We start from the raw sequence: 22070 nt of genomic DNA, 5'->3' as shown, positions 1-22070 counted from the left end.
AACACATGATCGCCATAGGGGCCCCGGCCAAACACATCCACCCACCCGGGCACCCCCACCAAAACCCCGGGCTCGAAAGCTGAGCACATCCACCCAGTCACCCCAGCGAAAGACCGGGCTTTCAAACACGGCCAAGGGGAGCAGACCCTCACCCGGGCACCACAGCAAGAGACCGGGCATCAACACGGGCAGCCATCAACACCAGACACGCACACGGGGGTGCCCCCGACCCAGTAGGCCAGGGGCACCCCCGTCTGTCAACGAACCCGGTCAGCGCCGCCGACGCTCGTCAGCGCCGTCCACCTCGACCTGCTCCTTGCGGACCTCGCCTCGCACGGTCTCGTTCTCGGTGACCGTCTCGGTGCCGACCCGCACCTTCTCCACCGGGACCGCCTCCTTGCCCACGACCGGGCGCTCCTGGTGCAGGGTCACCTCCTGCTCGGCTTCGGTGAAGTCGGCGTGCTTGCCCGCCGCGCCGCGTTCGGCCCCGGTGATCGGGGTGCGCTCGACCCGCAGTTCCTCGCGCCGGACCGGCACCGACACCTGCTGCTCCTCGGTGACGACGTGCTTGCGCAGCCGCACCTTGCCGACCTCTTCGTTGCGGGTGCCGACGTTGAGCCGCTCCTCCGAGCGGGTCATGGTGGCCTCACCGTTGCCCCGGCCGGTGCGCACGGGCTCGGCCCGGCGCTCGGTGCCCACGGCGCGCTCGCCTTGGCCCTGCTCGGCCTTGAGGCCGTAGTAGCGGTACAGCTCCATCTCCTCGGCTTCGGAGAGGTGCTGGTCGTGGCCGACGTTCGGCGCGTCCTTGATGACCGACTTCTCCTGGCCGAGGACCACCGTGTCGCCGTCGGCCCGGGCGCCCTGCAACGGGACGAAGCTCTCGTTCATCCCGAAGAGGCCGGTGTTGACGGTGACCCACTTGGGCTGTTCCGTCTGGTCGTCGTAGTAGACCTGACCGATCTTGCCGACCTTGTCACCGGACCGGTCGTGCGCGGTCAGACCGATGATGTCCTCAGCTCGCTTCGGAAAACCCATGGTGTGCGTTCCTCCTGTTGTGATCATCGGGGCCGGGTGGCGGGGGCCGCGCCCGAGGGTTGCGTCGGGCAGAACCCCGGCGTCCCGTTCTTTCCGCCACCTAGGACGTACCCGGCAACCGCGACCTGAACATTGATGCACTCCTCGGGGTGAGGGCCCGGCCGCGGTGTTGAGCGTCGACATCGGACAGTGGGTGTGCGGGATGCCCCGCTTCCCACTGACGAGTGGGTGCGTCCACAGTCGTGTGACGCAGCGCTCGTCTGCGTGGTCGGTCTTGACCGGCAGCGGGAAGCTCAGCAAGTATTGAGTCAATGAACACTGACTGGTCTCCGGAGCTGGCGGCGCGGGCCCGCGTCCACGCCGCGCTGGGCGAGCCCGCGCGGTTGGCGATCGTGGACCGGCTCCTGCTGGGCGACGCCGCGCCGGGTGAGGTGGGCGCGGCGTTGGGGTTGCCCAGCAACCTGCTGGCCCACCACGTGAAGTCGCTGGAGCGGGCCGGGCTGGTGCGGCGGTCGCGGTCGGAGGGCGACGCCCGCCGCACCTACCTGCGGCTGCGTACCGCGGCGCTCGCCGGACTGGTGCCCTCCGGGGTGCGGCGGGCGCGGCGGGTGGTGTTCGTGTGCAGCCACAACTCCGCGCGCTCGCAGTTGGCGGCGGCGCTGTGGGCCAGTCGCAGCGCCGTGCCGACGGCGTCGGCGGGGACCCGGCCCGCCGAGCGGGTGCACCCGCTGGCCGTCGCCACCGCCCGGGCGCACGGCCTGTCGCTGGCCCGGGCCCGCCCCCACCACGTCGAGCAGGTCGTGCACCCGGACGACCTGGTCGTGGCCGTGTGCGACAACGCCCACGAGGAACTCGACCCCGCCGACCGGCTGCACTGGTCGGTGCCCGACCCGGCCGCGGTGGGCACCGAGGACGCCTTCGACTCCGCCTTCCGCGACCTGGCCGACCGGGTCGAGCGCTTGGCGCCCGCCGTCCGCACCCCATGACGACCCACCCACAGCGCGTTCCGAGAAGGAGTTCCGATGACGCGGCCGTTGGCCCGCGCACTGCTGGCCGAGTTCCTGGGCAGCCTGCTGCTCGCCGCACTGGTGATCGGCTCCGGCATCGCCGCCCAGCGCCTCTCCCCCGGTGACGTCGGCCTGCAACTGCTGGAGAACGCCGCCGCCACGGCAGTCGGGCTCCACGCCATCATCCTGGTCTTCGGCCCGGTCAGCGGCGGTCACTTCAACCCGGTGGTGTCCCTCGTGGACGCCGTGTTCGGCGGACTGCCCCGACGGCACCTCCTCGCCTACGCCCCGACCCAGGTGCTCGGCTGCGTGGCCGGGGCGGTGGTGGCGAACACGCTGTTCGACGCCGCCCCGATCAGCATCTCCACCACCGACCGGGCCACCTGGCCGCACGGGCTCTCCGAGGTCGTCGCCACGCTGGGCCTGCTGCTGGTGGTCTTCTCCCTGGCCCGCTCCGGCCGGGCCGCCTCCGCCCCCGCCGCGGTCGGCGCCTACATCGGCGCGGCGTACTTCTTCACCAGTTCCACCAGCTTCGCCAACCCCGCCATCACCGTCGGGCGCGTGTTCAGCGACAGCTTCGCGGGCATCGCGCCCTCCTCGGTCCCCGCCTACGTCCTCGCCCAGTTCGTCGCCGCCGCGATCGCGGTGCCGCTGCTGCGCGCCCTGTACCCGCACGCCTCGGCGCACGCCGAGGACGCCGTCCTCCCCCACCCGACCGGAACCACAGTCCGAACCGGAGGAACCGTGCCCGTCAAGCCCTCGGTGCTGTTCGTGTGCGTGCACAACGCGGGCCGCTCCCAGATGGCCGCCGCCTGGCTGTCGCACCTGGCCGGGGACCGGGTGGAGGTCCGCTCCGCCGGGTCCGCCCCCGCCGATGAGGTCAACCCCGCCGTGGTCGAGGCCATGCGCGAGGTGGGCGTCGACATCTCCGCCCGGACCCCGAAAGTCCTCACCCACGACGCGGTCCGCGAATCGGACGTGTGCGTCACGATGGGCTGCGGCGACGCCTGCCCGGTCTTCCCCGGCAAGCGCTACCTGGACTGGAAGCTCACCGACCCCGCCGGGCAGGGCGTCGAGGCCGTCCGACCCATCCGCGACGAGATCAAGGCCCTGGTCGAGGGCTTGATCGCCGAAATCGCCCCCGCACCGACCTCCTGAGCGCACCCGCAGGCGCGGCTCGGCCGGATCAGCGGGCCGGGGTCGCGGACGGGGCGGCGGCGGGTGCGGGGGTGCCGCAGCAACCGCCCTGGTCCTCGGCGGGCGCGTCGAACACCCCGGCTCCGCCGCAGACCCCCGTCTCGGGCAGCACCAGCTCCACCCGCTCGGCTGCCTCCCGGTCCCCGGCCAGGGCGGCGGCGAGGGAGCGGACCTGCTCGTGGCCGGTCATGGCCAGAAACGTCGGCGCGCGGCCGTAGCTCTTCATCCCGGCCAGGAACACCCCGGGTTCGGGGTGTTCGAGTTCCTTGACGCCGTGGGGGTGGACGGTTCCGCAGGAGTGGGTGTTCGGATCGATCAGCGGCGCCAGCGCTGCGGGCGCCTGCAACGTCGAGTCCAAGTCGAGGCGCACCTCCGACAGCCACGACAGGTCCGGGCGGAACCCGGTCAGCACCACGGCCCGGTCGACACCCTGCACCCGTTGCCCTTCGCCGGACACCAGCACCAACCGGTCGCGCCCGTCGCGCTCCACGGCCTCGGTGCGGAACCCGGTGACCACCGAGACGTGCCCGGCCTCGACGGCGGCTCGCGCCCGCAGGCCCAGCGCGCCCCGGGCGGGGAGCTGGTCGGCCGCACCGCCGCCGAACACCGCCCCGGCCGCACCCCTGCGCAGCAGCCAGGTGATCCGCGTCGCGGTCTCCCGCTCGGCCACCCCGGCGAGGGCCACCAGCGCGGTCAGCGCGGAGTGCCCGCTGCCCGCCACCACCACGTGCCCGCCCGCGTACCGCGCGGCCACCCCGGGGTCGGCGAGGTCGGGCACCCGGTAGGAGATCCGGTCGGCGGCGGCGGCTTCGCCGATCGCGGGCAGGCCGTCCCCGCCCAGCGGGTTCGGGGAGGTCCACGTGCCGGAGGCGTCGACCACCGCCCGCGCGGCGATCCGCTCCTCCCCGCCGTCGGCGGTGCGCACGTGCACCGCCAACGGCTCGGTCCCGCGTCCCGCGTCGACGACCAGGTCCCGGCCGCGCCGCGCCACGCCGACCACCTCGGCACCGAAGCGCACCCGGTCGCCGAGCGCATCGGCCAGCGGGCGCAGGTACGACCCGGCCCACTCCGCGCCGGTGGGGTGGTCGCCGGGGGCCGGGTGGCGCCAGCCGAGCGGCTCCAGCAGCCTGCGCGCGGCCGGGGCGACCAGTTCCGCCCACCGGGAGAACAGCCGCACGTGGTGCCACTGCGCCACCGCCGCGCCCGCGGTCGCGCCGCGTTCGAGCACCAGCGGCACCACCCCGCGCTCGACCAATTCCGCGGCGGCGGCCAACCCCACCGGTCCCGCTCCGACGACCACCACGGGCAGATCGCTCATCGTGTTCCCCATTCATCGACTGTGCTCGATCAAGACGGGGGGACAATATCGAGCTGCGTCGATGAATACAACCATCGATCCAAGTCGATACACTTCACACCATGCCGATCGCGCTGCCCCTGGTGCACGTCCTGCCCCACGGCGAGGCCGCCACCTACGCCGAGTGGTTCGCCTGCCTCGCCGAACCCGTCCGCGTCCGCCTCCTGCACGCGGTGGCCACCAGCCCGAAGGGCACCACCGTCGGCGCGCTGACCGCGGTCCTGGGCACCAGCCAGTCCACGACCTCGCACCACCTGCGCAAACTCGCCGACGTCGGTTTCGTGCGGCTGCGCAGGGAGGGCACCGCCACGATCGTCACCGTCAACGAGGCCTGCTGCGCCGGGCTTCCGCACGCCGCCGACGCCGTGATGGGCCTGCTGGCCCCCCACCCCTGCTGCCCCGACGACGTCCCCGGCGACGTGACCGTCCGCGCCCTCGAACCCGGCGACTGGTCCGCCGTGCGCCGGATCTACGGCGAGGGCATCGCCACCGGCCTGGCCACGTTCGAGACCACCGTCCCCAGCCGCGCCACCCTCGACGCCAAGTGGCTCCCCGGCCACCGCTGGGTGGCCGAGGCCGAAGGCGAGGTCGTCGGCTGGACCGCGGCCGCCCCCACCTCCACCCGCGACTGCTACGCGGGCGTCGCCGAGACCTCCGTCTACGTCGCGGGAACCCACCGCGGTCGGGGCGTCGGCAAAGCCCTGCTGCACAAGCAGGTGACCGCCGCCGACGCCGACGGGATCTGGACCCTGCAATCGTCCATCTTCACCCAGAACCGCACCAGCATCGCCCTGCACCACCGCGCGGGCTACCGCACCGTCGGCATCCGCGAGCGCATCGCCCAGGTGGACGGCACCTGGCACGACACCGTCCTCATCGAACGCCGCTCACCCACCGGCTGACACGGCAACGGCCCGCCACCGGATCAGTCCCCTGTGGACTCTTCCATCCGGGTGCGGGCCGACGGGCGAGGCTCCGCCGAACCGCTGCCGCGGTTCGGCGGAGCCTCATCCGATCCCGGCTCCCGGGATCGGGAGCCGGTTCACAGACGTACGCGACCGAGTCGGTCAGCGGCCGAGCAGACCGCCGCCGAGGAGACCGGCACCGGCGCCACCGAGGAGACCGCCGTCGCCGAGGGGGCCACCGTCACCGAGGGGGCCGCCGTCACCGAGCGGACCGCCGTCGCCGAGTGCGCCGAGCGCACCGAGCAGGCCGAGGCCGTTGCCGAGGGGGCCGTTGTCGTCGACGATCGGGTCGGCGGAGGCGACACCCGCGGTGGCCATGGACAGGGTGGCAGCGGTGGCCAGCATGGCCAGGGTCGCGGCGGTCCGCTTGTGGACGTTCATGGAGGTACTCCTTCACCCACCTGCTGCGGTGGGTCCGACGTGGGGACGACGCACATCGTCACCGGGGTGGTAGGCCATTCGGCCCAGCATTCGATCTCGGGCGATGGTACATATGGCCCAACGACCGCGAATGGGTGACTCTCCCGGCGGCGGGGTGGCGGCGCTCAGCCGGTCTTGGTGGGCTCCTCCTTGGTGCTGAACGCGACCAGGGCGTCGACCACGAGGAACGCGACCAGCGACACCCCGAAGACGGGCAGGAACCAGGCGAGCAGCCCGCCGACCACGACCAGCGGCACCAGCACGGTGGGCGACGCCCGCCGCCAGGTGCCGCGGGGCGGGGCCTTGCCGAAGCGGTTGGCGCCGAGCGGGGGCCTGCGCAGCCACCACATCCGGTAGCCCCACACGACGAGCCCGATGATCGCCAGGGCCAGCGCGGTCAGGACGATCTGGTTGGGCAGGCCGAACAGCATGCCCATGTGGGCGTCGATGCCCCACTTGGTCAGCTTCGCCATCAGCGGGTAGTCGGCGAAGCGCAGGGTGTCGGTGACCTGCCCGGTCGCCGGGTCGACGGCCATGGAGTCCGACTTGCCCGGCAGGCCCTTCTGCACCTGCGTGACCACGTACGCCTTGCCCGCGGCGGCGGGCACGCGGATCTCGACCGGGTCGGCCAGCCCGGCCGCGGCGGTGGCGGCGCGGACCGCGTCGATGCCGACGTCGGCGCCGGTGGGGGACGGGTCGACGGCGCTGGTGACCGACGGGGTGGTCCAGTCCAGCGCCGTGCGCAGGTCCGAGACGTTCTCCCCCGCGTACGCCGACCAGGTCAGCCCGGTGGCGGACAGGAACAGCAGCCCGATCGCGGCCCACACGCCGACCGTGGCGTGGCGCGACACCGTCCGGCCGCGCTTCGCGGCGGGACCCGCGGCGGGGTTGTCGCGGCGGGCGATCCGGCGCAGCACACCCCGCCTGCCCACCCACAGCCCGAGGCCGACCAGGACGAGCACCCCGAGCCAACTGGCCGCGAGTTCGCTGTAGAGCCTGCCGAACTCACCGAGGTGCAGGTTGCGGTGCAGCCCGCTCAGCCACGCGCGCACGGGCAGGGCCTGGCTGGAGCCGTAGGTCTCCAGCGAGCCGCGGATCTCCCCGTCGTGCGGGTTCACGAAGACCGTCTGGTTGAAGCTGGACCCCGCGTCGGGGAGGTGGAAGACGACCTGGGTGCTGTCGGTCGGGGTCGCCCCGGGGCGCACCGACACCAGCTTGCCCTCGGGCACCTCCTGCCTGGCCAGCTCGACCTGCCGCGACAGCGGCACCGACGCCGCGGCGGCGGGCACGTGCAGCTCGTGGTCGTGGACGACCTGCTCCAACTGCGGGGTGTAGATGTAGGCGAGCCCGCTCAGCGCGGCGACCAACAGGAACGGTGCGACCAGCACCCCGGCGTAGAAGTGCAGGCGCATCAGCAGCGGTCGGACCCCGGCCCACCCACCGGGCGCCCGCCGCCGCTGCTCGGGTGGCGGCGCCTCGTGCTCGTCGACGGTCATCCCGGACTCCTTCGCTCGTGAGGTGGGTCGGCGAGGTGGTCGGATCGGGGTACGCATCAGTTCCCGTGATTTTCACCTTGCGCCCCAGGTGATGGACAGCCCGGTCGTCATCATCGACAGCGCTCAGGTTCCAGCGGGCGCGCCGCCCCGCACCTCTGTCGACACCGAACTCGACAGCTCCGACCCCATCGCCAACTAGTCAAGCAACTTGACTAGTTGGTGAGAGGGCGGGCACAGTTCGGGAGGACGAGCAGAAGGAGATCCACATGGCATTCACCAGCCACACAGCCGAGACCGCACCCGAGGGCTCCCGGAAGATGGTCGAGGGCGCGCGGAAGAAGTTCGGCTTCATCCCCTCCCCCGTCGCGCGGATCGCCGAGTCGCCGGAACTGCTGGCGACCTTCCTGGGCAACACCGCCGCGTTCGACCGCTCGTCGCTCGACGCCCTGGAGCGCGAGGTCGTCATCATGACCCTCGCGACCCGGGTGCGGTGCCACTACTGCGTGGCGCTGCACTCGGCGACGATGACCCGCCAGGCGGTCGACGCGGAGGTCATCGGGGCGCTGCGCGGGGGCGAGCCGCTCGCCGACGCCAAGCTGGAGGCGTTGCGCCGGTTCACCGACGCGGTGCTGGCGACCAGCGGCGGCGTGGCCGACGAGGACGTCGACGCGTTCTTCGCCGCGGGCTACGACCAGCGCAACGCCCTGGACGTGGTGCTCGGCGTCGGTACGTACACGCTGTCCACGTTCGCCAACCGGCTGACCGGGGCCCCGCTCGACGCACCCTTCGAGGCGCACCGCTGGGAACCTCACCACACCGGGCGCAGCGCCACCGCCTGACCGGAGTCGGCGACGATCCGCCGCAGGTCGGCGCGCAGGTGCTCGACCCGGTCGGCCCCGATCAGGTCGCCCCAGCGCGCCTCGACCTCACCCCAGCGCCGCACCACGCTCGCCACGCAGGCCCAACCCCGCGGTGCCAGCACGACCATCCTGCTGCGACGGTCGGTCGGGTGCGGCCCGCGCTCGACGTAGCCGCGCTGCTCGAGCTCGTCCACCAACTGGACCGCGGCCTGCTTGGTCACCCCGAGGTGCCCGCCCAACTCGACCGCGGTGGCCCCCGCCGCCCGCTGCGACAGGTACTGGAAGACGAACCCGTGCGCGGGCCGGACGTCGTCGAACCCCTCCGCGGCAAGGGATTCGTGCACCTGGTCCATGACGGTGCGGAACGCCATGGCCAGCAGGGCGGGGATCTCGGCGGTCAACGCCCCTCCAGTGGTCAAGTGCCTTCACGTCGTGCGCTGCCGTGACGGTACGCGCCATCGGCGTGCCCGCCGCCACGGCGGACCGCCCAGCGGATCGAGGAGGTCGCGGGCACCGTCCAGTGAGGACAGCGCGGTGCCAATCGACCCCGCAGGCGGTCGACACCGGACGACCGCCCCGAGCGCTCGGCGCCCCGTTCCGGTCGGACCGACCCCGGGAACGCAGAAGCCCTCCCCCTCTGATCGAGGGGGAGGGCTGTGTCACCTGCGCACAAGCGCTGGTGGGCGATACTGGGATTGAACCAGTGACCCCTACCGTGTCAAGGTAGTGCTCTCCCACTGAGCTAATCGCCCGAGGCGGAGGCGGGAATCGAACCCGCGTACAGGGCTTTGCAGGCCCTTGCCTAAGCCACTCGGCCACTCCGCCAGCGATCTGGGGCCTTGGAGACCCCAGGGGACCGGCCGTGGCCGAACCACTTCCGAGCGGATGACGAGATTCGAACTCGCGACCCTCACCTTGGCAAGGTGATGCGCTACCAGCTGCGCTACATCCGCGTACTCCGCGACTTCCGGGGCTGGTGTCCCCGTCCGCCGTGGTGTGAGGAGAACTCTATCCGATGCCCGATCCGGGCTCCAAATCGGGGGTCGGATCGGGCTGTTCCCTCAGGTCAGATCGGTTGAGATGAGGTGCGTGAGCGCTTCGTCGACGTCGACCCACAGGTGCTCGTTGCCGGGGACGACCACGTCGTAGGTGCGGTCGAGGAAGTCGGCCAACTCCTGGGCGGAGGCCTCGAAGACGGCGTGGCCGGACGGGGAGCTCAGCTCGATGACGACGACCTCGGGGTCGTCCACCGCCGGGCGGATGCGCACGTCGCCGTCGCCCGCTTCGGCGATGAGGCCGTCGGCCAGCAGGTCGCGGGAGAAGACCCACTCGACCCAGCCCGCGCGGCCGGTGCGGAAGGCCGCCACCACCGCGTACGGGTCGCGCGTGTCGTAGCGCAGCTCGACCTTCACCGGGACCGCCGGGGTCCTCGGCGCCAACAGGTCGAACACCGCTGTCGACCGCAGCGTGACGTGATCGTTTCGCATCGTCGCTACCCTTCTGCTCCCTTCCCAGCCAAACGACTGAGGCACACCGGTGTGACGCCCGAGCGCCGGTATCCGAACGCGGATCGCGGTGAGATCACCCGTCCGGCCCACACCCCGGTGCGCAGTGCAGTCGAGCCTGCGCACCCGGTGATCGGCCCGTGTGGAGGCACTTCCATATTGACCGGTTTCCCACGGCAGGGGTAGCTGCGGGCGCACGAATTATCGGGACCGTTTGTGTACCAGTTCGCCAATACCGCGCTGACCTGGGGGCGGGGCGGTGATCTGTGGGCAGGACCACCTGGTTGGCCCAGGTCAGGCGGTCGCGGTGCCCCGCGTGCCCGCAGACGGCAGAATGTGGACGACAAGCGAGGAAGGTGGTGAACCGGTGACCGACGAGACCCGCCGGAAAGGCCCCATTCGACCCGACTGGGCCGATCGGAACCCCACCACCCGCGCCGTTTGGCGTACCGGGGTGGGCGTCGTCGGCACCCTGGTGCTGGTCGTGGGTGTGATCCTCATCCCCTACCCCGGCCCCGGCTGGGTGGTGGTCTTCGGCGGCCTGGCCATCCTCGCCACCGAGTTCGCCTGGGCCCGCCGCATCCTCACCTACGCCAGGGGCAAGTACGACGCCTGGACCGACTGGCTCAAGCGCCAGAGCCTGCTCGTCCGCCTCCTCGTCCTCGCCGCCACCGCCCTCATCGTCCTGGCCACCCTCTGGCTCCTGAACGCGTTCGCGCTGGTCGGCGGCTGGTTCGGCATCCACTGGGCGTGGTTGACCTCCCCCCTGTTCAACTGACGCGCACCCCCTGCTAATCTTCTCCCCGTCGACGCGGGAAACCGCGCCGGGCGATTAGCTCAGCGGGAGAGCACTTCGTTCACACCGAAGGGGTCACTGGTTCGATCCCAGTATCGCCCACGACCGACGGCCGATCCATGTTCGCGGAGAGCGCGAACAGGGTCGGCCGTCATCGTTTCCGGGGGGCGACCCCCCGGACCCCCACGGTGCGGTGTGTCGCGTGTCGGGGTGGTGGGGTTGGCTGGGGGACCTTTCAGGTCCGTGGTGGTGTGCGTGGGTTGTGCGGCCTGCCGGTGATGTTCGCCGGTGGGCCGTTCGTGTTTGCGGGCTTGAGTCTGTGAGTACGCCCCTGGCTTGACGAGCGCACCCCCGGTTGACGGCAGGGAGCGACTTATTCGTGCGTGGTGTGCATTGATGCATTTTGTGCATGGTTGTGGGTAGGGTTGGGGGGACTACTGGTGGCTACGGGGGCGGGGTGCCGGTCCCGGGAACAGGACGGGTGATGGACCTTTCCCAGGGGCAGGCCGAGGAGCAGGTGGGCGGGAACGGGGCGGCGCCGGTGGCGTTGCGGCAGTTGATCCCGGCGGAGTTGCTGGAGCGCGGTGAGGGGTGTCCGTTCGACCCGGCGCCGGGGTTGCGGGGGCTGCGGGGGCAGGGGGCGGTGCAGCCGCTGGAGTTGGGGAACGGGGCGCGGGCCTGGTTGGTGACCGGGTTCGCCGAGGCCCGGGAGGTCATGGGGGACCTGCGGTTCAGTTCCGACCGGGTCCGCTACCGCGACGCCACCCAGATGGGGGCGGATGAGGTGGCCGCGCAGGCGGGTGCGCCGGTGTGCCCGGTGCCGGTGGAGGCGCGTGCCGACGGCATGTTCATCTTCATGGACCCGCCGGAGCACACCCGGCTGCGGCGGCTGCTGACCGGGCAGTTCACCGTGCGCCGGATGAAGGCGCTGGAGGCGCGGGTCACCGAGATCGCCGTCGAGCACATCGAGGCCATGCGGGCGGCCGGGACCGGGGCCGACCTCGTCCCCGCCTACGCCCTGCCCATCCCGTCGCTGGTGATCTGCGAGTTGCTCGGGGTCGACTACGGGGATCGGGGCTCCTTCCAGGAGAACACCGCCATCGCGCTCAGCTCCGCCTCCACCGACGAGGAACGGGCGCGGGCGGGCGGCGAGCTGTACGGGTTCATCGCCCGGCTCATCGCGGCCAAGCGGGTCGAACCGGGTGACGACCTGATCTCGGGACTCATCCACGACGCCGACCCGCCGCTGACCGACGCCCAGCTCATCGACCTCACCCTGGTGCTGCTCGGCGCCGGGCACGAGACCACGGCGAACATGCTGGCCCTGGGTGCCTTCGCGCTGCTGGAGAACCCCGAGCAGCTCGCCGCGCTGCGCGCCGACCCCGAGCTGGTCGACCAGGCCGTCGAGGAGCTGCTGCGCTACCTGAGCATCATCCAGCTCGGGGTCACCCGCGTCGCCACGCAGGACGTGACCGTGGGGGGTGTGGACATCCCGGCGGGGGCGACCGTGGTCCTCGGGGTGCCGGAGGTCAACCGGGACCCCCGGCACTGGGACGACCCCGACCGCCTGGACCTGCGCCGCGAGCGGGCCCCGCACCTGGCCTTCGGGCACGGGGTCCACCAGTGCCTCGGCCAGCAGCTCGCCCGCATCGAGATGCGCATCGGCTTCACCGAGCTGTTCACCCGCCTGCCGGGCCTGCGCCTGGCCACCCCCGCCACCGAGGTGCCCCTGCGCAACGACATGCTGATCTTCGGCGTGCACTCCCTGCCGGTGGCCTGGGACTGACCCCGGGGCGCTCACCGGCCGGGTCGGTGGCCCGCTGTTCGTCCATAATGGGCAGCCCGCCCGCCGAACAGCAGAGGAGAGGGCCGAGTGAGCCAGCCCCAGGCCGGGGACTCCCCCTCCGCGCAGGTCCCGGGGCGCCGTGAGCGCAAGAAGCAGGCCACCCGCACCGCCCTGCGCGAGGCGGCGCTGCGCCTGGCCGTGCGCCACGGCGTGAAGAACGTGACGGTCGAGCAGATCGCCGCCGAGGCCGACCTGGCCCTGCGCACCTTCTTCAACCACTTCTCCAGCAAGGAGGAGGCCGTCCTCGCCGCGGCGGCCGCGGGCGCCGAAGCGCTCGTCGAGGAGTTCCGGGCCCGGCCCCCGCACGAATCCGTCCTGCGCGCCGTGCGGGAGGCGGTCCTCGTGGTCGTCGACCGCGACGACGCCGTCGGCCGCGACCACATCCGGGTGCTGCGCCTCATGCAGCACACCCCCGCGCTGCTGCCGCAGCAGATGGCCGTGCTCATCGCCCAGGAGAGGGCCCTGGCGGACGCCATCGCCGAGCGCCTGGCCGCCGCGGACCCCGCCGACCCGCCCGGGGTCTACCCGCAACTGTGCGCGACCGCCACCCTCGCCACCCTGCGCGTCGTCCTCTCCCGCTGGCTCAGCCGCACCTCGGACACCGACGAGATCCCGACCTCGGCCACCCTGCGCGAGGAGGTCGACGAAGCCCTCTCCCACCTGGCCGCGGGCCTCGACCGACCGGGCACCCAGGACCCACCGCACTGACCCACCGCGGCCGGGCGGCCCACCCCGCCGGGCTCGGCCGAGTCCTCACCGGACAGTCCGCTCCCCGGGCCGCGACGGGCGACCCGGTCAGCCGGTGAGCGTGACGATCGAGGGGTGCGCGCCGAACAGGCTCAGCGGGCGCACGTCGCCGACGCGCAGCCCGGCGGACTCCGCCGCGGCGCGCTGGTCCTCCGCCTCGTGCAGCAGCAGCACCGCCACACCCGAGTCCGCCAGCACCCGCCGGACCTCGCGGAAGAGCCGGTCCGGGCGCCCGGCCAGCGTGCCCAGGGCGGCGACCTGCCGGTCCCACGGCGGGTTGCCCACCACCCGGTCGACCCGTCCCGTGCCCACGGGGACGCGGCCGGCGTCGGCCCGCAGCCAGAGCGCCGAGGTGGCCGTCAGCGCGGCGTTGGCGGTGGCCGCGGCCAGCGGGCGGGGGTCGTGGTCGGCGCCGAGCAGCCGGGCCCCGGGGGCCAGCGCGGCGGTCTCGATCACGATGGTGCCGGTGCCGCAGCAGGGGTCGAGCACGGTGTGCCCCGGCCCGACGCCCGCCAGCAGCGCCATCGCCGCGGCCAGCGGCGGGTGCAGGGTCCCCTGGGTCGAGGCCTGCTTGTAGGGCCTGCGGTGCAGCGGCTGGTCGGCGATGCGCAGGGCCAGCGCCGCCCGGGAGCCCTCGACCGTCACCCGGAACGACAGCGTCCCCGCCGGTGGGGCCGCGCCGCCGCGCCGGGAGTGGTAGGGCAGGCCGAGCGCCCCCGCGACCTCGGCGCCCACGGCGTCCTCGATGTCGAAGCGGTTGTAGTTGCGCTTGCCGAGGAACGACGCGGCGACGTCGACGCCGGTGGCCCCGGCGGACCCGCCGCAGCGGGTCCGCTGCCGCAGCAGCCCGGCCAGGTCGGCGGACCTGGTGGCGCCGGTGAACTTGGCCAGTTCCGCCTTGGTGTGCCCGACGCCGTCGAGGACACCCGCCAGCAGGAACAGGTCGTCGACCGTGCGCAGGTCCAGCAGGCCGGGGTCGGCGCGCGGGGCGGTGAACCACACCTCGCGGTGGCGGCGGTGCTCGACCTCGCCGAGACCGCGCTCGGCGACCTCCCCGGCCGCGACGTCCTCCAGGCCGCGCAGGGTCCTCGCCAGCAGACGGACGGCCACTGCCCCACACCCCTTCGCTCGGCGGAGGAACCGCACGCGCGACCACACGGTGTCCGGGTGGGATTCGACGCGTCGTCGACGGCACATCATAGGGTTGCGGCACGCCGGAAGCGGACCGGGGTGGCCGTGGGCGCGCCTGCTCCGGGGACGGGCCCCGGCCGGGTGGGCGACCGCCGCGTGCGACCATCTCCGGCGAGGGGCGGGTCGCTGTCGACGCAGGCCCACGGGGTCCGGAGGGCGGTGGTTCGGTGCGGCGCGTGACCTCGCGCAACGCCAGCTTCCAGCAGTGGCAGGCGTTGCTGACCAACCGGAACAAGCGGCAGCGATCGCGGGAGTTCCTGGTCCAGGGGGTGCGGCCGATCACCATCGCCGTCGAGCGCGGCTGGCCGGTCCGGGCGCTGCTGCACAACGCCGACCGGTCGCCGTCGCGGTGGGCGCGGGAACTGCTCGACACCGTGCCCGCGGAGCAGTTCGCGCTGTCCGGCGAGCTGCTGGCGGAGCTGGGCGAGAAGAACGAGTCGGCCGCGGAGCTGGTCGCGGTGCTGGAGCTGCCGCCGGACGACCTCGACCGGATCGAGGTGCGCGCCGACTTCCTCGGCGTCCTGTTCGACCGGCCCACCAGCCCCGGCAACATCGGTTCGATCATCCGGTCGGCCGACGCCTTCGGCGCGCACGGGATGATCGTGACCGGCCACGCGGCGGACGTCTACGACCCCAAGTCCGTCCGGGCCAGCACCGGTTCGCTGTTCTCCCTGCCGTCGGTGCGGGTGTCCGCGCCGCGCGAGGTCACGTCCTGGGTGCGGGCCAAGCGCGCCGCCGGGGTCCCGGTGGCGATCGTGGGCACCGACGAGCACGGCGAGGCCGACGTCTTCGACTTCGACCTGACCGGGCCGGTGCTGCTGCTGGTCGGCAACGAGACCGCCGGGCTCAGCTCCACCTGGCGCGAGCTGTGCGACCACCTCGTCCGAATCCCGATGGTGGGCAGCGCCAGCTCGCTCAACGCCGCCAACGCGGCGACGGCCGTGCTGTACGAGACGTCCCGGCAGCGTTCCCGGAAGAACTGCTGATCGTACGGCCGCGCGAGGACGGGCGAGCAGGCCCAACCGTCCACTGTGGTCAGAACCTTCCGATGGCGTTGCGATCACCCGGTTCCGGCGCCCCGGATTCGGGGGCACACCCGGTGTGGATGTCGCGCAGGGGGAGGGTCCCTCGGACGGCGGTAGTCGATGATCTTGGTGGGGCCCTACTGTCTGGTTGACCGGGCCCGGTCTCGCCGATGGAACTGCTCCGCTCGAAACCGAGGAGATCGATGAGCAAGGCTGTCACGACCGGGTTCTGGCCCGCGATCAGCGTCACCCCGCCCAACCTGACCGGGCTCACCACCGACCGCGTCACCTGGGGGGTGCCCGCGGGGAGCGGGCAGAGCGGCTACGTCTTCCGCGGGGGCGAGGTGGACGTCAAGACCGACGGGTCGGAGTTCACCCTGGGCACCTTCACCCACGAGAACTTCCCGATCACCGGCCTGACCTCGCAGGAGTTCGACGTCGACCTGACCGTCAACGTCGTGTTCGAGGACGGGACCACCGCCGACTTCAGCTTCACCTTCCACCACAACGAGACGCCGAACGTCGGGCCCGCCCCCGAGGACCTGGTGGACCTGCCCACCTTCGTCTCACCGGAGACGGTGACCATCGACGGCACCGAGTACGCGGTGCTGATCAGCGGGTTCAAGCAGAACGGCGTGGTGGTCCGGCGGTTCGTCAGCGCCGAGAACGCGGCCAACAGCGCCGACGTCGTCGCCATGTTCGCCGTGTCAGGCAAGCCCGACCCGGTGATCACCCAGGTGCGGTTCAAGGGCGAGGTCAAGCGCACCCAGGCCGACGAGTTCGTCGAGATCGTCAACCGCGGCACCGCCCCGGCCGACATCTCCGGCTGGGTGCTCGGCGCCGACGACGCCGGGCAGGACTTCACCTTCCCGCCGGGGACCGTGCTCGCCCCGGGGCAGCGCATCCGCGTCTACACCAACGAGGACCACCCCGAGAGCGGCGGCTTCAACCACGGCATCAAGCGCCCCATCTGGAACGACAAGGGCGACATCGCCAAGTTGCGGGACCCCGCGGGCACCACCGTGTCCGAGCACGCCTACGGCGACAAGGCGACCACCCCCTGATCCCCGGCCCCGGGAGCCGCCCGCGCGGCTCCCGGGGTGTCCACACCGGACCACCGGGTGTCAGCCCAGGCTCATGCCCCCGTCGACGACGAAGACCGCGCCGGTGGCGAAGCCCGCCTCCGGGGCGGTGAGGGTGCGGACCCACCGGGCGATCTCCTCCGGCTGGGCGACCCGCCCCACCGGGGTCGCGGCAGAGACCTCGGCGAGGAACGCCGCGTACTGCTCCGGGGTGGACCCCATCCGCAGCCCCATCCCCGACTCGACCACCCCCGGCGCGACGGCCACGACCCGGATGCCCCGGGGCGCCAGCTCCGCCGCCCACGTCCGCGTGAGGAACTCCAGCCCCGCCTTGGCCGCGCCGTAGACCGAGAAGCCCGGCCAGGCCCGGCCGCCGGTGGAACCCGCGCTGCTGATGTTGACCACGGTGCCCCGGGTCTCGGCCAGGGCGTCGAGCGCGGCCTGGGTGAGGAAGATCGGGGCGCTCAGGTTCACCGCGAACTGCTCGGCGGTCGTGGTCGGGTCGACGGCGGACAGCGGGGCGGGCGTGGCGGCGCCCGCGTTGTTCACCAGCACGTCGAGCCTGCCGAATTCCCGCAGGGCGGTCGCGACGACCACCGCCGCGGCGTCGGGGGTGGTGATGTCGATGGCGAGGGTGCGGATGCCGGGGTGGTCCCCGGCCGTCTCGGCCAGCGCGGACTCGGTGCGGCCCACGACCAGGACCCGGTGGTCCCTGGCGTGGTCGCGGGCGATGGCCCGGCCGATGCCGGTGCCGCCACCGGTCACGACGACGGCGGGGGTGTTGTCCGTGGTCACGGGGACCACGCTAGCGGGCGGCCCGCACCGCGCTCCCCTCCGGGGAGCCGCGGTCCGGTCCACCTGGGACGGTGCGGGGCTACTCCGCCCGCACAGCGGATTCCACCGTGGGGTGGATGTCCAGCAGGCGGTCCAGGCCGGTCAGCTCGATCGGGCGGGTGACGACGGACGTGTCGGCCACCAGGCGCAGCGGGATGCCGTGGTCGGCGCAGCGGTTGTGCTCGGTCACCAGGAGGCTGAGCGCGGCCGAGTCGAGGAACGACACGGCGGTGAGGTCCAGCACGATCGCGGCGGGCCGGGTCGGGATGTGGTCGGCGACCGCGCCCAGGGTGTCCGCGTCCACGCGGTCACCGACGGGCACCACCACCGCGGAGCCGATCCCCTCGCTCGTCATGCCCCCAGTTTCCCGCACCGGCGGGCAAACCGCATCGTCGGTCCGCTCACGGTCGCGGGGTCTGCTGGTGGGCCTCGGCGGTGGAGCCGGTGAGGTGGTTCAGGGTGTTGGTGATCCGCAGGATGCGGTCCAGGCCCGCCGGGCGGTTCTCCAGGTGCAGGCAGGCGTCCGCGGCGTCCACGTGGCGGCGGATCATCAGCAGGGTGGACAGGCCGTAGGAGTCGCAGAAGCCCAGGGTGGACATGTCCAGGTGCAGGGCCCGCACGGTCGGCAGGCGGGCGATGACCTCGCGCAGCAGGGTGTCGGCGGTGTCGAAGTCGAGGTCACCGTCCAGCCGCACCCGGACCGAGTCGCGGTCGGGGGCGGTCCAGCTCGTGGTGAGGGGGCGGGGGGTCATCGGTCGTGGTCTCCGGGCACGTCGCGGGCGGGCAGGGCGGACCTGCCCGCCGTCAGCAGGGCGGTGGATCGGGGGAAGTCGCGCAGCTCCGCCGCCAGCAGGTCCAGGGCGGGGACGAGGAACCTGGCCGGGACCGAGCGGGCGGTGAGGATGCCCGCGGTCCAGGTCAGGAAACCGGTGAACAGGTCCGCGTCGTCCACGTAGAGGGCGGTCCCGAGGTAGTCCACGATGTGCGCGAGGTCCTGGGCGGTGTACTCGCGCTGCGCCTCGGTGTAGGAGCGCATGGCCGGGATGGTCTCCTCCAGGCCGCTCAGCATCGCCTTGACGAGCTGGCCCGAGGTGCGCGACACCATCGTGTACTCCTGGTCGGCCAGGTGCGGGAGGTCGTCGATGGGCTGGTGGCCCCCGGCGGGCCGGTTCAGCGGTGAGCGGGCGAGGCGGTCGGCGGCGGCGCGGGCGTCCGGGGCCCAGGCGTCGGCGCCCAGGAGGCGGGCGTAGCGGCCGTCGGGGCCGAAGGCGGCGCCCCCGGCGATGACCGGGGTGCCCGCGGCCTGGCAGGCGGTGATGGTGGCGTGCGCCGACGGCAGCCGGGTGGCGATCGAGCTGGACAGCGCGACCGCGTCCGGGCCGGTGCGGTGCAGGTGCGTGATCAGGTGCGGCGCCGGGACCTGCGCGCCGAGGTAGTCGACGCGGAAGCCGCGCAGGCGCAGGACCTCGGCCAGCAGGCGGGCGGGCAGGGCGTGCCACTCGCCGTCCACGCAGGCGACGGTGATCGTGCCCAGGGTCGGCGCCGGGGTGGGGGCGGTGAGCGCGAGGGCGGCGAGGGCGCGCTCGTTGATCGCGGTGGCGGCGTGCTCCTGGGCCACGGTGATCCGGTTGTCGGCCCACTCCTGGCCGACCCGGCGCTGCACGGCGGCGATGACGTCGAGCAGGACCGACTCCGGCGCCAGCCCGGCGGCGGCGGCACCGGTGACGACCTCGGCGGCGGTGTGCTCGTCGCGGTCGCACACCGCGGCCCACAGCCGTTCGACGTGCCCGGCGGTGGCCTGCTCCGTGCGGGTGGGCTCGGTGTGGGCGGGTGCGGTGCGGGTGGGCTCGGCGGGCGTCATGCGGTGTACCTGCCGGGACCGTGCCCCCCGACCGCAGTCAGGTGCGAGCCCCGGGGCGCGGTGATGGCCACCACGGCCATGTCGTCGTGCGGGCGGTCGCCGATCCACTGCGCGGCGAGCATCTGGACGTGCTCCACGATGGCGTCCGCGGGCATGCCCGCGCAGTCGGCCAGCACCCGGCGCAGCCGGTCCTCGCCGAACAGCTCGCCGCCGAGGGGGCCGCCGTGGGCCTCGGTGATGCCGTCGGTGAACAGCAGGCAGGTCTCCCCCGGGGCCAGGGTCACGGTGGTGCTGGTGGCCTCGATCCGGGGCATGACGCCGACCAGATTGCCCCGGCTGGCGACCTCCTCGACCTGGCCGTCGGCGCGCACGATGAACGGCGGCGGGTGGCCCGCGCAGGTCAGCCGCAGCCGCACACCCGCCCCCTCGCGGCGCACCGAGGCGAGGACCATGGTGGCGAAGCGGGTGCTGTGCGGGTTGACCAGCGTGTCGTTGAGCCGGTTGAGCACCCGCAGGTGGTCGCCGGACATCGGCAGCAGCGCGTGCAGGGTGTTGCGGATCTTGCCGGTGAGGACGGCGGCCTCCAGGCCCTTGCCGCACACGTCGCCCAGCACGGCCAGCGACTCGTCGTCGTCGGCGGTCGGGTGCACGTCGTAGAAGTCGCCGCCGATCCGCTCGGTGTCCTGGGCGGCCCGGTAGCGGCCCGCGAACTCCACGCCGCCCACCTGGTGCAGGGTGGGCGGGAGCAGTTCGCGCATCAGCGTCTCGGTGATCGAGTTCTGCTGGGCGAACATCCGGGCCGCGGACATGGCCGCGCCCGCCCTGGCGGCGAAGAGCCGGGCGAAGACCTCTTCCCCCTCGTCGAAGGCGGGCTGCCCGGCGCGGCGCAGCAGCACCAGCGCGCCCGCGGCCACGCCGAGGCCGGGCAGCGGGGTGACCACGACCGAGCCGATCTCGCCGAACCCGTCCGGCCGCAGCCAGTCGGGCGTGCTGGCCGGGTCGATCCAGCGCGAGGGCACCGGCGGGAAGCCCTGCAGGGCCTCGGCCAGACCGGGCACGTCCTCCGGGTGCACGCGCAGCCGGGTCCGGACGGGGTCCCCGTCGCGCACGCACAGCACCGCCGGGTAGCGGTGCCGGGCGGCGGGGGCGATGACCACGGCGGCGTCGGCGAGGTGCTCGGCGGCGAGCCGGGCGGTGACGTCCATGCAGCGGTCGAGGTTCAGCGAGGCCAGCAGCGCGGAAGAGACCTCGCTGAGCAGGGCGGTGCGCTCGCGCTCGACGCGCAGGGCCTCGATGGCCAGCCGGGTGTCGGTGTCCTCCACCAACCACCAGGTGACGCTGTCGTCGTCGCCGTGCGGGACCGGGTGGGCTTCGAAGCCGCGCCCGCCGATGTCGCCGTGGACGCGACCGTCCGCGGCGGAGGCGGTGGCCAGCCAGTCGGGGACGGTGTCGCCCGGGGGCACGAGGAGGGTCGCCACCTCGTTCGCGGCGAGCAGGGCGCCGTTCCCGTCCAGCACCACCGCCGGATGGGGAGCACCCCACCAACCGTTGCCGGTCGAGACGGGGGTCGTGCGGGTGGACTGTCGTGGCTCAATCACGGGGAAGTCGTTTCACCTCTTCGCCACTCACTCGAACCTTGGTTGGCTCATGGCAAGTATCGCACAGACCACATCTTGATCAGCGCTCTTGCGGAGTGGATCAACCACCATACCAACTGCTCGCGCAATCGGCCAACGGCCAACGGGCCGCACCCCCGTGGCCGCCGAGCACGACGCTGACCAGCGGTAGGGCGTACGGCCCAGCCGGATGTCCCGAGCCGCGGGCAGGCAATCGAAGTACCTGGAGGTACCCGAAAAGAGCTTTCGGAAGTGTCAACACCGTGCGAATCCGACCCCGGGAACGCGCACCCGACCACATCTTTTCGAAGTTTCCTACGCAATGGTTGACCTGGGGATACGCAGATCCGGATAGTACGGCTATCCCCTTCCCCTGCCCTGGAGGTCATTGGTGACCAGAACTCACCGGCGGATCGCGAGCGCGGTCGCCGCGGTGGTGACGGGAGCTGTCGCGGTGGTCGCGGTCAACGGCACGGTCCAGTCCCCCGCCGAGGCGGCCGTGGTCAAGGCCGCGGCGCCCGCCCTGCCCGGCCCCCCGGGCGACGCCTTCTACGAGCCGCCGAGCCCGCTGCCCGCCGGTGAGCCCGGCGACGTCATCCGCTGGCGCCCCACCGTCGCCCCGCTGAACGCGCTGAACGCCAACGCCTGGCAGGTCATGTACCTGTCGACGAACGCCCTGGGCGAACGGAATGCGGTCACCGGCACGATCCTCACGCCGAAGTTCGCCGACACCACCAAGGCGCCGATCGTGGGCTACTCGGTGGGCACGCAGGGTCCGGCGTTCAAGTGCACACCGTCCAAGGCCATCGAACGCGGCACCCTGTATGACCAGCCCGCCATCAACGACTCCATCAGCGCCGGCTACGCCGTGGCGATCACCGACTACGAGGGCTACCGCCCGGGCGCGGCGAACAAGCCGACCTACATCGTGGGCCAGTCCATGGGCCCGGCGGTCATCGACTCGGTGCGCGCCGCGCAGCGCCTGCCGCAGACCGGCCTCAAGCCCACGGCCAAGGTCATCTTCCAGGGCTACTCCCAAGGCGGCGGCGGTGCGCTGTGGGCGGCGGAGAAGCAACCCTCTTACGCCCCTGACCTGAACCTGGTGGGTGTGGCCGCAGGCGGTGTCCCCGCCGACCTGACCGAGGTCGCCAAGGGCCTCGACGGGTACCTGGGCTTCGGGTTCCTCGCCTTCGCCGCGGTCGGCCTGGACAACGCCTACCCGGAGTTGCA

General features: G+C 72.9%; 22 protein-coding genes, 4 tRNA genes and 1 pseudogene. 12 read left to right on the top strand and 15 right to left on the bottom strand.

Features of this window, described 5'->3' with window-relative positions:
- Positions 1–270: 270 nt before the first annotated feature.
- Positions 271–1035, bottom strand: a complete 765-nt coding sequence (locus UO65_RS10285) for a DUF2382 domain-containing protein (RefSeq protein ID WP_035281104.1) — start codon at positions 1033–1035, stop codon at positions 271–273.
- 311 nt (positions 1036–1346) lie between these two features.
- Between UO65_RS10285 and UO65_RS10280 the strand changes: the two genes are divergently transcribed.
- The 3 genes and pseudogenes from UO65_RS10280 to UO65_RS37315 all read left to right on the top strand — a co-directional run bounded on the left by UO65_RS10280 (position 1347) and on the right by UO65_RS37315 (position 3200).
- Complete coding sequence (locus UO65_RS10280; protein ID WP_035281102.1) at positions 1347–2021, top strand: arsenate reductase/protein-tyrosine-phosphatase family protein; 675 nt, start codon at positions 1347–1349, stop codon at positions 2019–2021.
- 36 nt (positions 2022–2057) lie between these two features.
- Positions 2058–2549: pseudogene (locus tag UO65_RS37320) on the top strand (aquaporin); the annotation flags it as partial.
- A gap of 237 nt (positions 2550–2786) precedes the next feature.
- The gene (locus UO65_RS37315; protein WP_200873354.1) at positions 2787–3200 is read left to right on the top strand and encodes an arsenate reductase ArsC; all 414 of its coding nucleotides are present in this window, start codon (positions 2787–2789) and stop codon (positions 3198–3200) included.
- 28 nt (positions 3201–3228) lie between these two features.
- Here the strand turns inward: UO65_RS37315 and UO65_RS10270 are convergent, their stop codons facing one another.
- On the bottom strand, positions 3229–4557 hold the full coding sequence (locus tag UO65_RS10270) for an NAD(P)-binding domain-containing protein (RefSeq protein ID WP_035281100.1): 1329 nt from the start codon (positions 4555–4557) through the stop codon (positions 3229–3231).
- Between the two features lie 101 nt (positions 4558–4658).
- Here UO65_RS10270 and UO65_RS10265 point away from each other — a divergent pair, with 101 nt between their 5' ends.
- A complete protein-coding gene (locus UO65_RS10265) occupies positions 4659–5498 on the top strand; it encodes a helix-turn-helix domain-containing GNAT family N-acetyltransferase (protein WP_035281099.1) in 840 nt (279 codons plus the stop codon).
- A 165-nt stretch (positions 5499–5663) separates the two neighbouring features.
- Here UO65_RS10265 and UO65_RS38580 read toward each other — a convergent pair whose 3' ends face one another.
- Together UO65_RS38580 and UO65_RS10255 are read right to left on the bottom strand one after the other, a co-directional pair.
- Complete coding sequence (locus UO65_RS38580; protein ID WP_035281097.1) at positions 5664–5942, bottom strand: hypothetical protein; 279 nt, start codon at positions 5940–5942, stop codon at positions 5664–5666.
- Between the two features lie 164 nt (positions 5943–6106).
- Positions 6107–7477, bottom strand: a complete 1371-nt coding sequence (locus UO65_RS10255) for a PepSY-associated TM helix domain-containing protein (protein ID WP_035281096.1) — start codon at positions 7475–7477, stop codon at positions 6107–6109.
- A gap of 266 nt (positions 7478–7743) precedes the next feature.
- On the opposite strand from UO65_RS10255, the gene UO65_RS10250 reads away from it, so the two are divergent.
- Entirely contained in the window at positions 7744–8316 is a 573-nt protein-coding gene (locus tag UO65_RS10250; RefSeq protein ID WP_035281095.1) for a carboxymuconolactone decarboxylase family protein, read from the top strand.
- Here the strand turns inward: UO65_RS10250 and UO65_RS10245 are convergent.
- The 5 genes from UO65_RS10245 to UO65_RS10225 all read right to left on the bottom strand — a co-directional run bounded on the left by UO65_RS10245 (position 8286) and on the right by UO65_RS10225 (position 9824).
- Positions 8286–8738: a MarR family winged helix-turn-helix transcriptional regulator gene (locus UO65_RS10245; RefSeq protein WP_035281094.1), complete on the bottom strand. Its 453-nt coding sequence runs from the start codon at positions 8736–8738 to the stop codon at positions 8286–8288. The genes UO65_RS10250 and UO65_RS10245 overlap by 31 nt on opposite strands.
- A 276-nt stretch (positions 8739–9014) precedes the next feature.
- Positions 9015–9089 (bottom strand) — tRNA-Val (locus UO65_RS10240).
- Position 9090: 1 nt separating this feature from the next.
- Positions 9091–9162: transfer RNA gene (locus UO65_RS10235), tRNA-Cys, on the bottom strand.
- Between the two features lie 55 nt (positions 9163–9217).
- Positions 9218–9290 (bottom strand) — tRNA-Gly (locus UO65_RS10230).
- A 108-nt stretch (positions 9291–9398) separates the two neighbouring features.
- The gene (locus UO65_RS10225) at positions 9399–9824 is read right to left on the bottom strand and encodes an SsgA family sporulation/cell division regulator (RefSeq protein WP_035281092.1); all 426 of its coding nucleotides are present in this window, start codon (positions 9822–9824) and stop codon (positions 9399–9401) included.
- Between the two features lie 385 nt (positions 9825–10209).
- Here UO65_RS10225 and UO65_RS10220 point away from each other — a divergent pair, with 385 nt between their 5' ends.
- The 4 genes from UO65_RS10220 (at position 10210) to UO65_RS10205 (ending at position 13192) form a co-directional block, all read left to right on the top strand.
- Positions 10210–10620 carry a TIGR02611 family protein gene (locus tag UO65_RS10220; protein WP_052020978.1) on the top strand — a complete coding sequence of 137 codons (411 nt, stop codon included), beginning with the start codon at positions 10210–10212 and terminating at the stop codon, positions 10618–10620.
- Positions 10621–10668: 48 nt separating this feature from the next.
- Positions 10669–10740: transfer RNA gene (locus UO65_RS10215), tRNA-Val, on the top strand.
- 382 nt (positions 10741–11122) lie between these two features.
- Positions 11123–12424: a cytochrome P450 gene (locus UO65_RS10210; protein ID WP_035281090.1), complete on the top strand. Its 1302-nt coding sequence runs from the start codon at positions 11123–11125 to the stop codon at positions 12422–12424.
- Between the two features lie 87 nt (positions 12425–12511).
- The gene (locus UO65_RS10205; RefSeq protein ID WP_052020977.1) at positions 12512–13192 is read left to right on the top strand and encodes a TetR/AcrR family transcriptional regulator; all 681 of its coding nucleotides are present in this window, start codon (positions 12512–12514) and stop codon (positions 13190–13192) included.
- 87 nt (positions 13193–13279) lie between these two features.
- Here the strand turns inward: UO65_RS10205 and UO65_RS10200 are convergent, their stop codons facing one another.
- Complete coding sequence (locus UO65_RS10200) at positions 13280–14341, bottom strand: TRM11 family SAM-dependent methyltransferase (protein ID WP_035281088.1); 1062 nt, start codon at positions 14339–14341, stop codon at positions 13280–13282.
- A gap of 257 nt (positions 14342–14598) precedes the next feature.
- Here UO65_RS10200 and UO65_RS10195 point away from each other — a divergent pair, with 257 nt between their 5' ends.
- Positions 14599–15408, top strand: a complete 810-nt coding sequence (locus UO65_RS10195) for a TrmH family RNA methyltransferase (protein WP_233427517.1) — start codon at positions 14599–14601, stop codon at positions 15406–15408.
- A 242-nt stretch (positions 15409–15650) separates the two neighbouring features.
- Positions 15651–16511, top strand: coding sequence for a lamin tail domain-containing protein (locus UO65_RS34505; protein ID WP_035281084.1), 861 nt, complete (start codon positions 15651–15653; stop codon positions 16509–16511).
- A gap of 60 nt (positions 16512–16571) precedes the next feature.
- Here the strand turns inward: UO65_RS34505 and UO65_RS10185 are convergent, their stop codons facing one another.
- The 5 genes from UO65_RS10185 to UO65_RS10165 form a co-directional block, all read right to left on the bottom strand.
- Positions 16572–17324: an SDR family NAD(P)-dependent oxidoreductase gene (locus UO65_RS10185; protein ID WP_035281082.1), complete on the bottom strand. Its 753-nt coding sequence runs from the start codon at positions 17322–17324 to the stop codon at positions 16572–16574.
- Between the two features lie 79 nt (positions 17325–17403).
- Positions 17404–17718, bottom strand: coding sequence for an STAS domain-containing protein (locus UO65_RS10180; RefSeq protein WP_035281080.1), 315 nt, complete (start codon positions 17716–17718; stop codon positions 17404–17406).
- A gap of 46 nt (positions 17719–17764) precedes the next feature.
- A complete protein-coding gene (locus UO65_RS10175) occupies positions 17765–18115 on the bottom strand; it encodes an STAS domain-containing protein (protein WP_035281078.1) in 351 nt (116 codons plus the stop codon).
- On the bottom strand, positions 18112–19224 hold the full coding sequence (locus UO65_RS10170; RefSeq protein ID WP_052020976.1) for a cobalamin B12-binding domain-containing protein: 1113 nt from the start codon (positions 19222–19224) through the stop codon (positions 18112–18114). Before UO65_RS10170 ends, UO65_RS10175 begins: the two co-directional genes overlap by 4 nt.
- Positions 19221–20744: a PP2C family protein-serine/threonine phosphatase gene (locus UO65_RS10165; protein ID WP_233427516.1), complete on the bottom strand. Its 1524-nt coding sequence runs from the start codon at positions 20742–20744 to the stop codon at positions 19221–19223. The genes UO65_RS10170 and UO65_RS10165 overlap by 4 nt, the downstream gene beginning before the upstream one ends.
- Positions 20745–21294: 550 nt before the next feature.
- On the opposite strand from UO65_RS10165, the gene UO65_RS10160 reads away from it, so the two are divergent.
- Positions 21295–22070 (top strand): lipase family protein (locus tag UO65_RS10160; RefSeq protein WP_411431353.1); only part of this gene is annotated, 776 nt, incomplete at its 3' end.

It is taken from the genome of Actinokineospora spheciospongiae, assembly GCF_000564855.1.
In the GTDB taxonomy this organism is placed as follows: domain Bacteria; phylum Actinomycetota; class Actinomycetes; order Mycobacteriales; family Pseudonocardiaceae; genus Actinokineospora; species Actinokineospora spheciospongiae.
The sequence above is the reverse complement of the archived record's forward strand: the minus strand, read 5'-3'. Positions and strand labels throughout refer to the sequence as shown.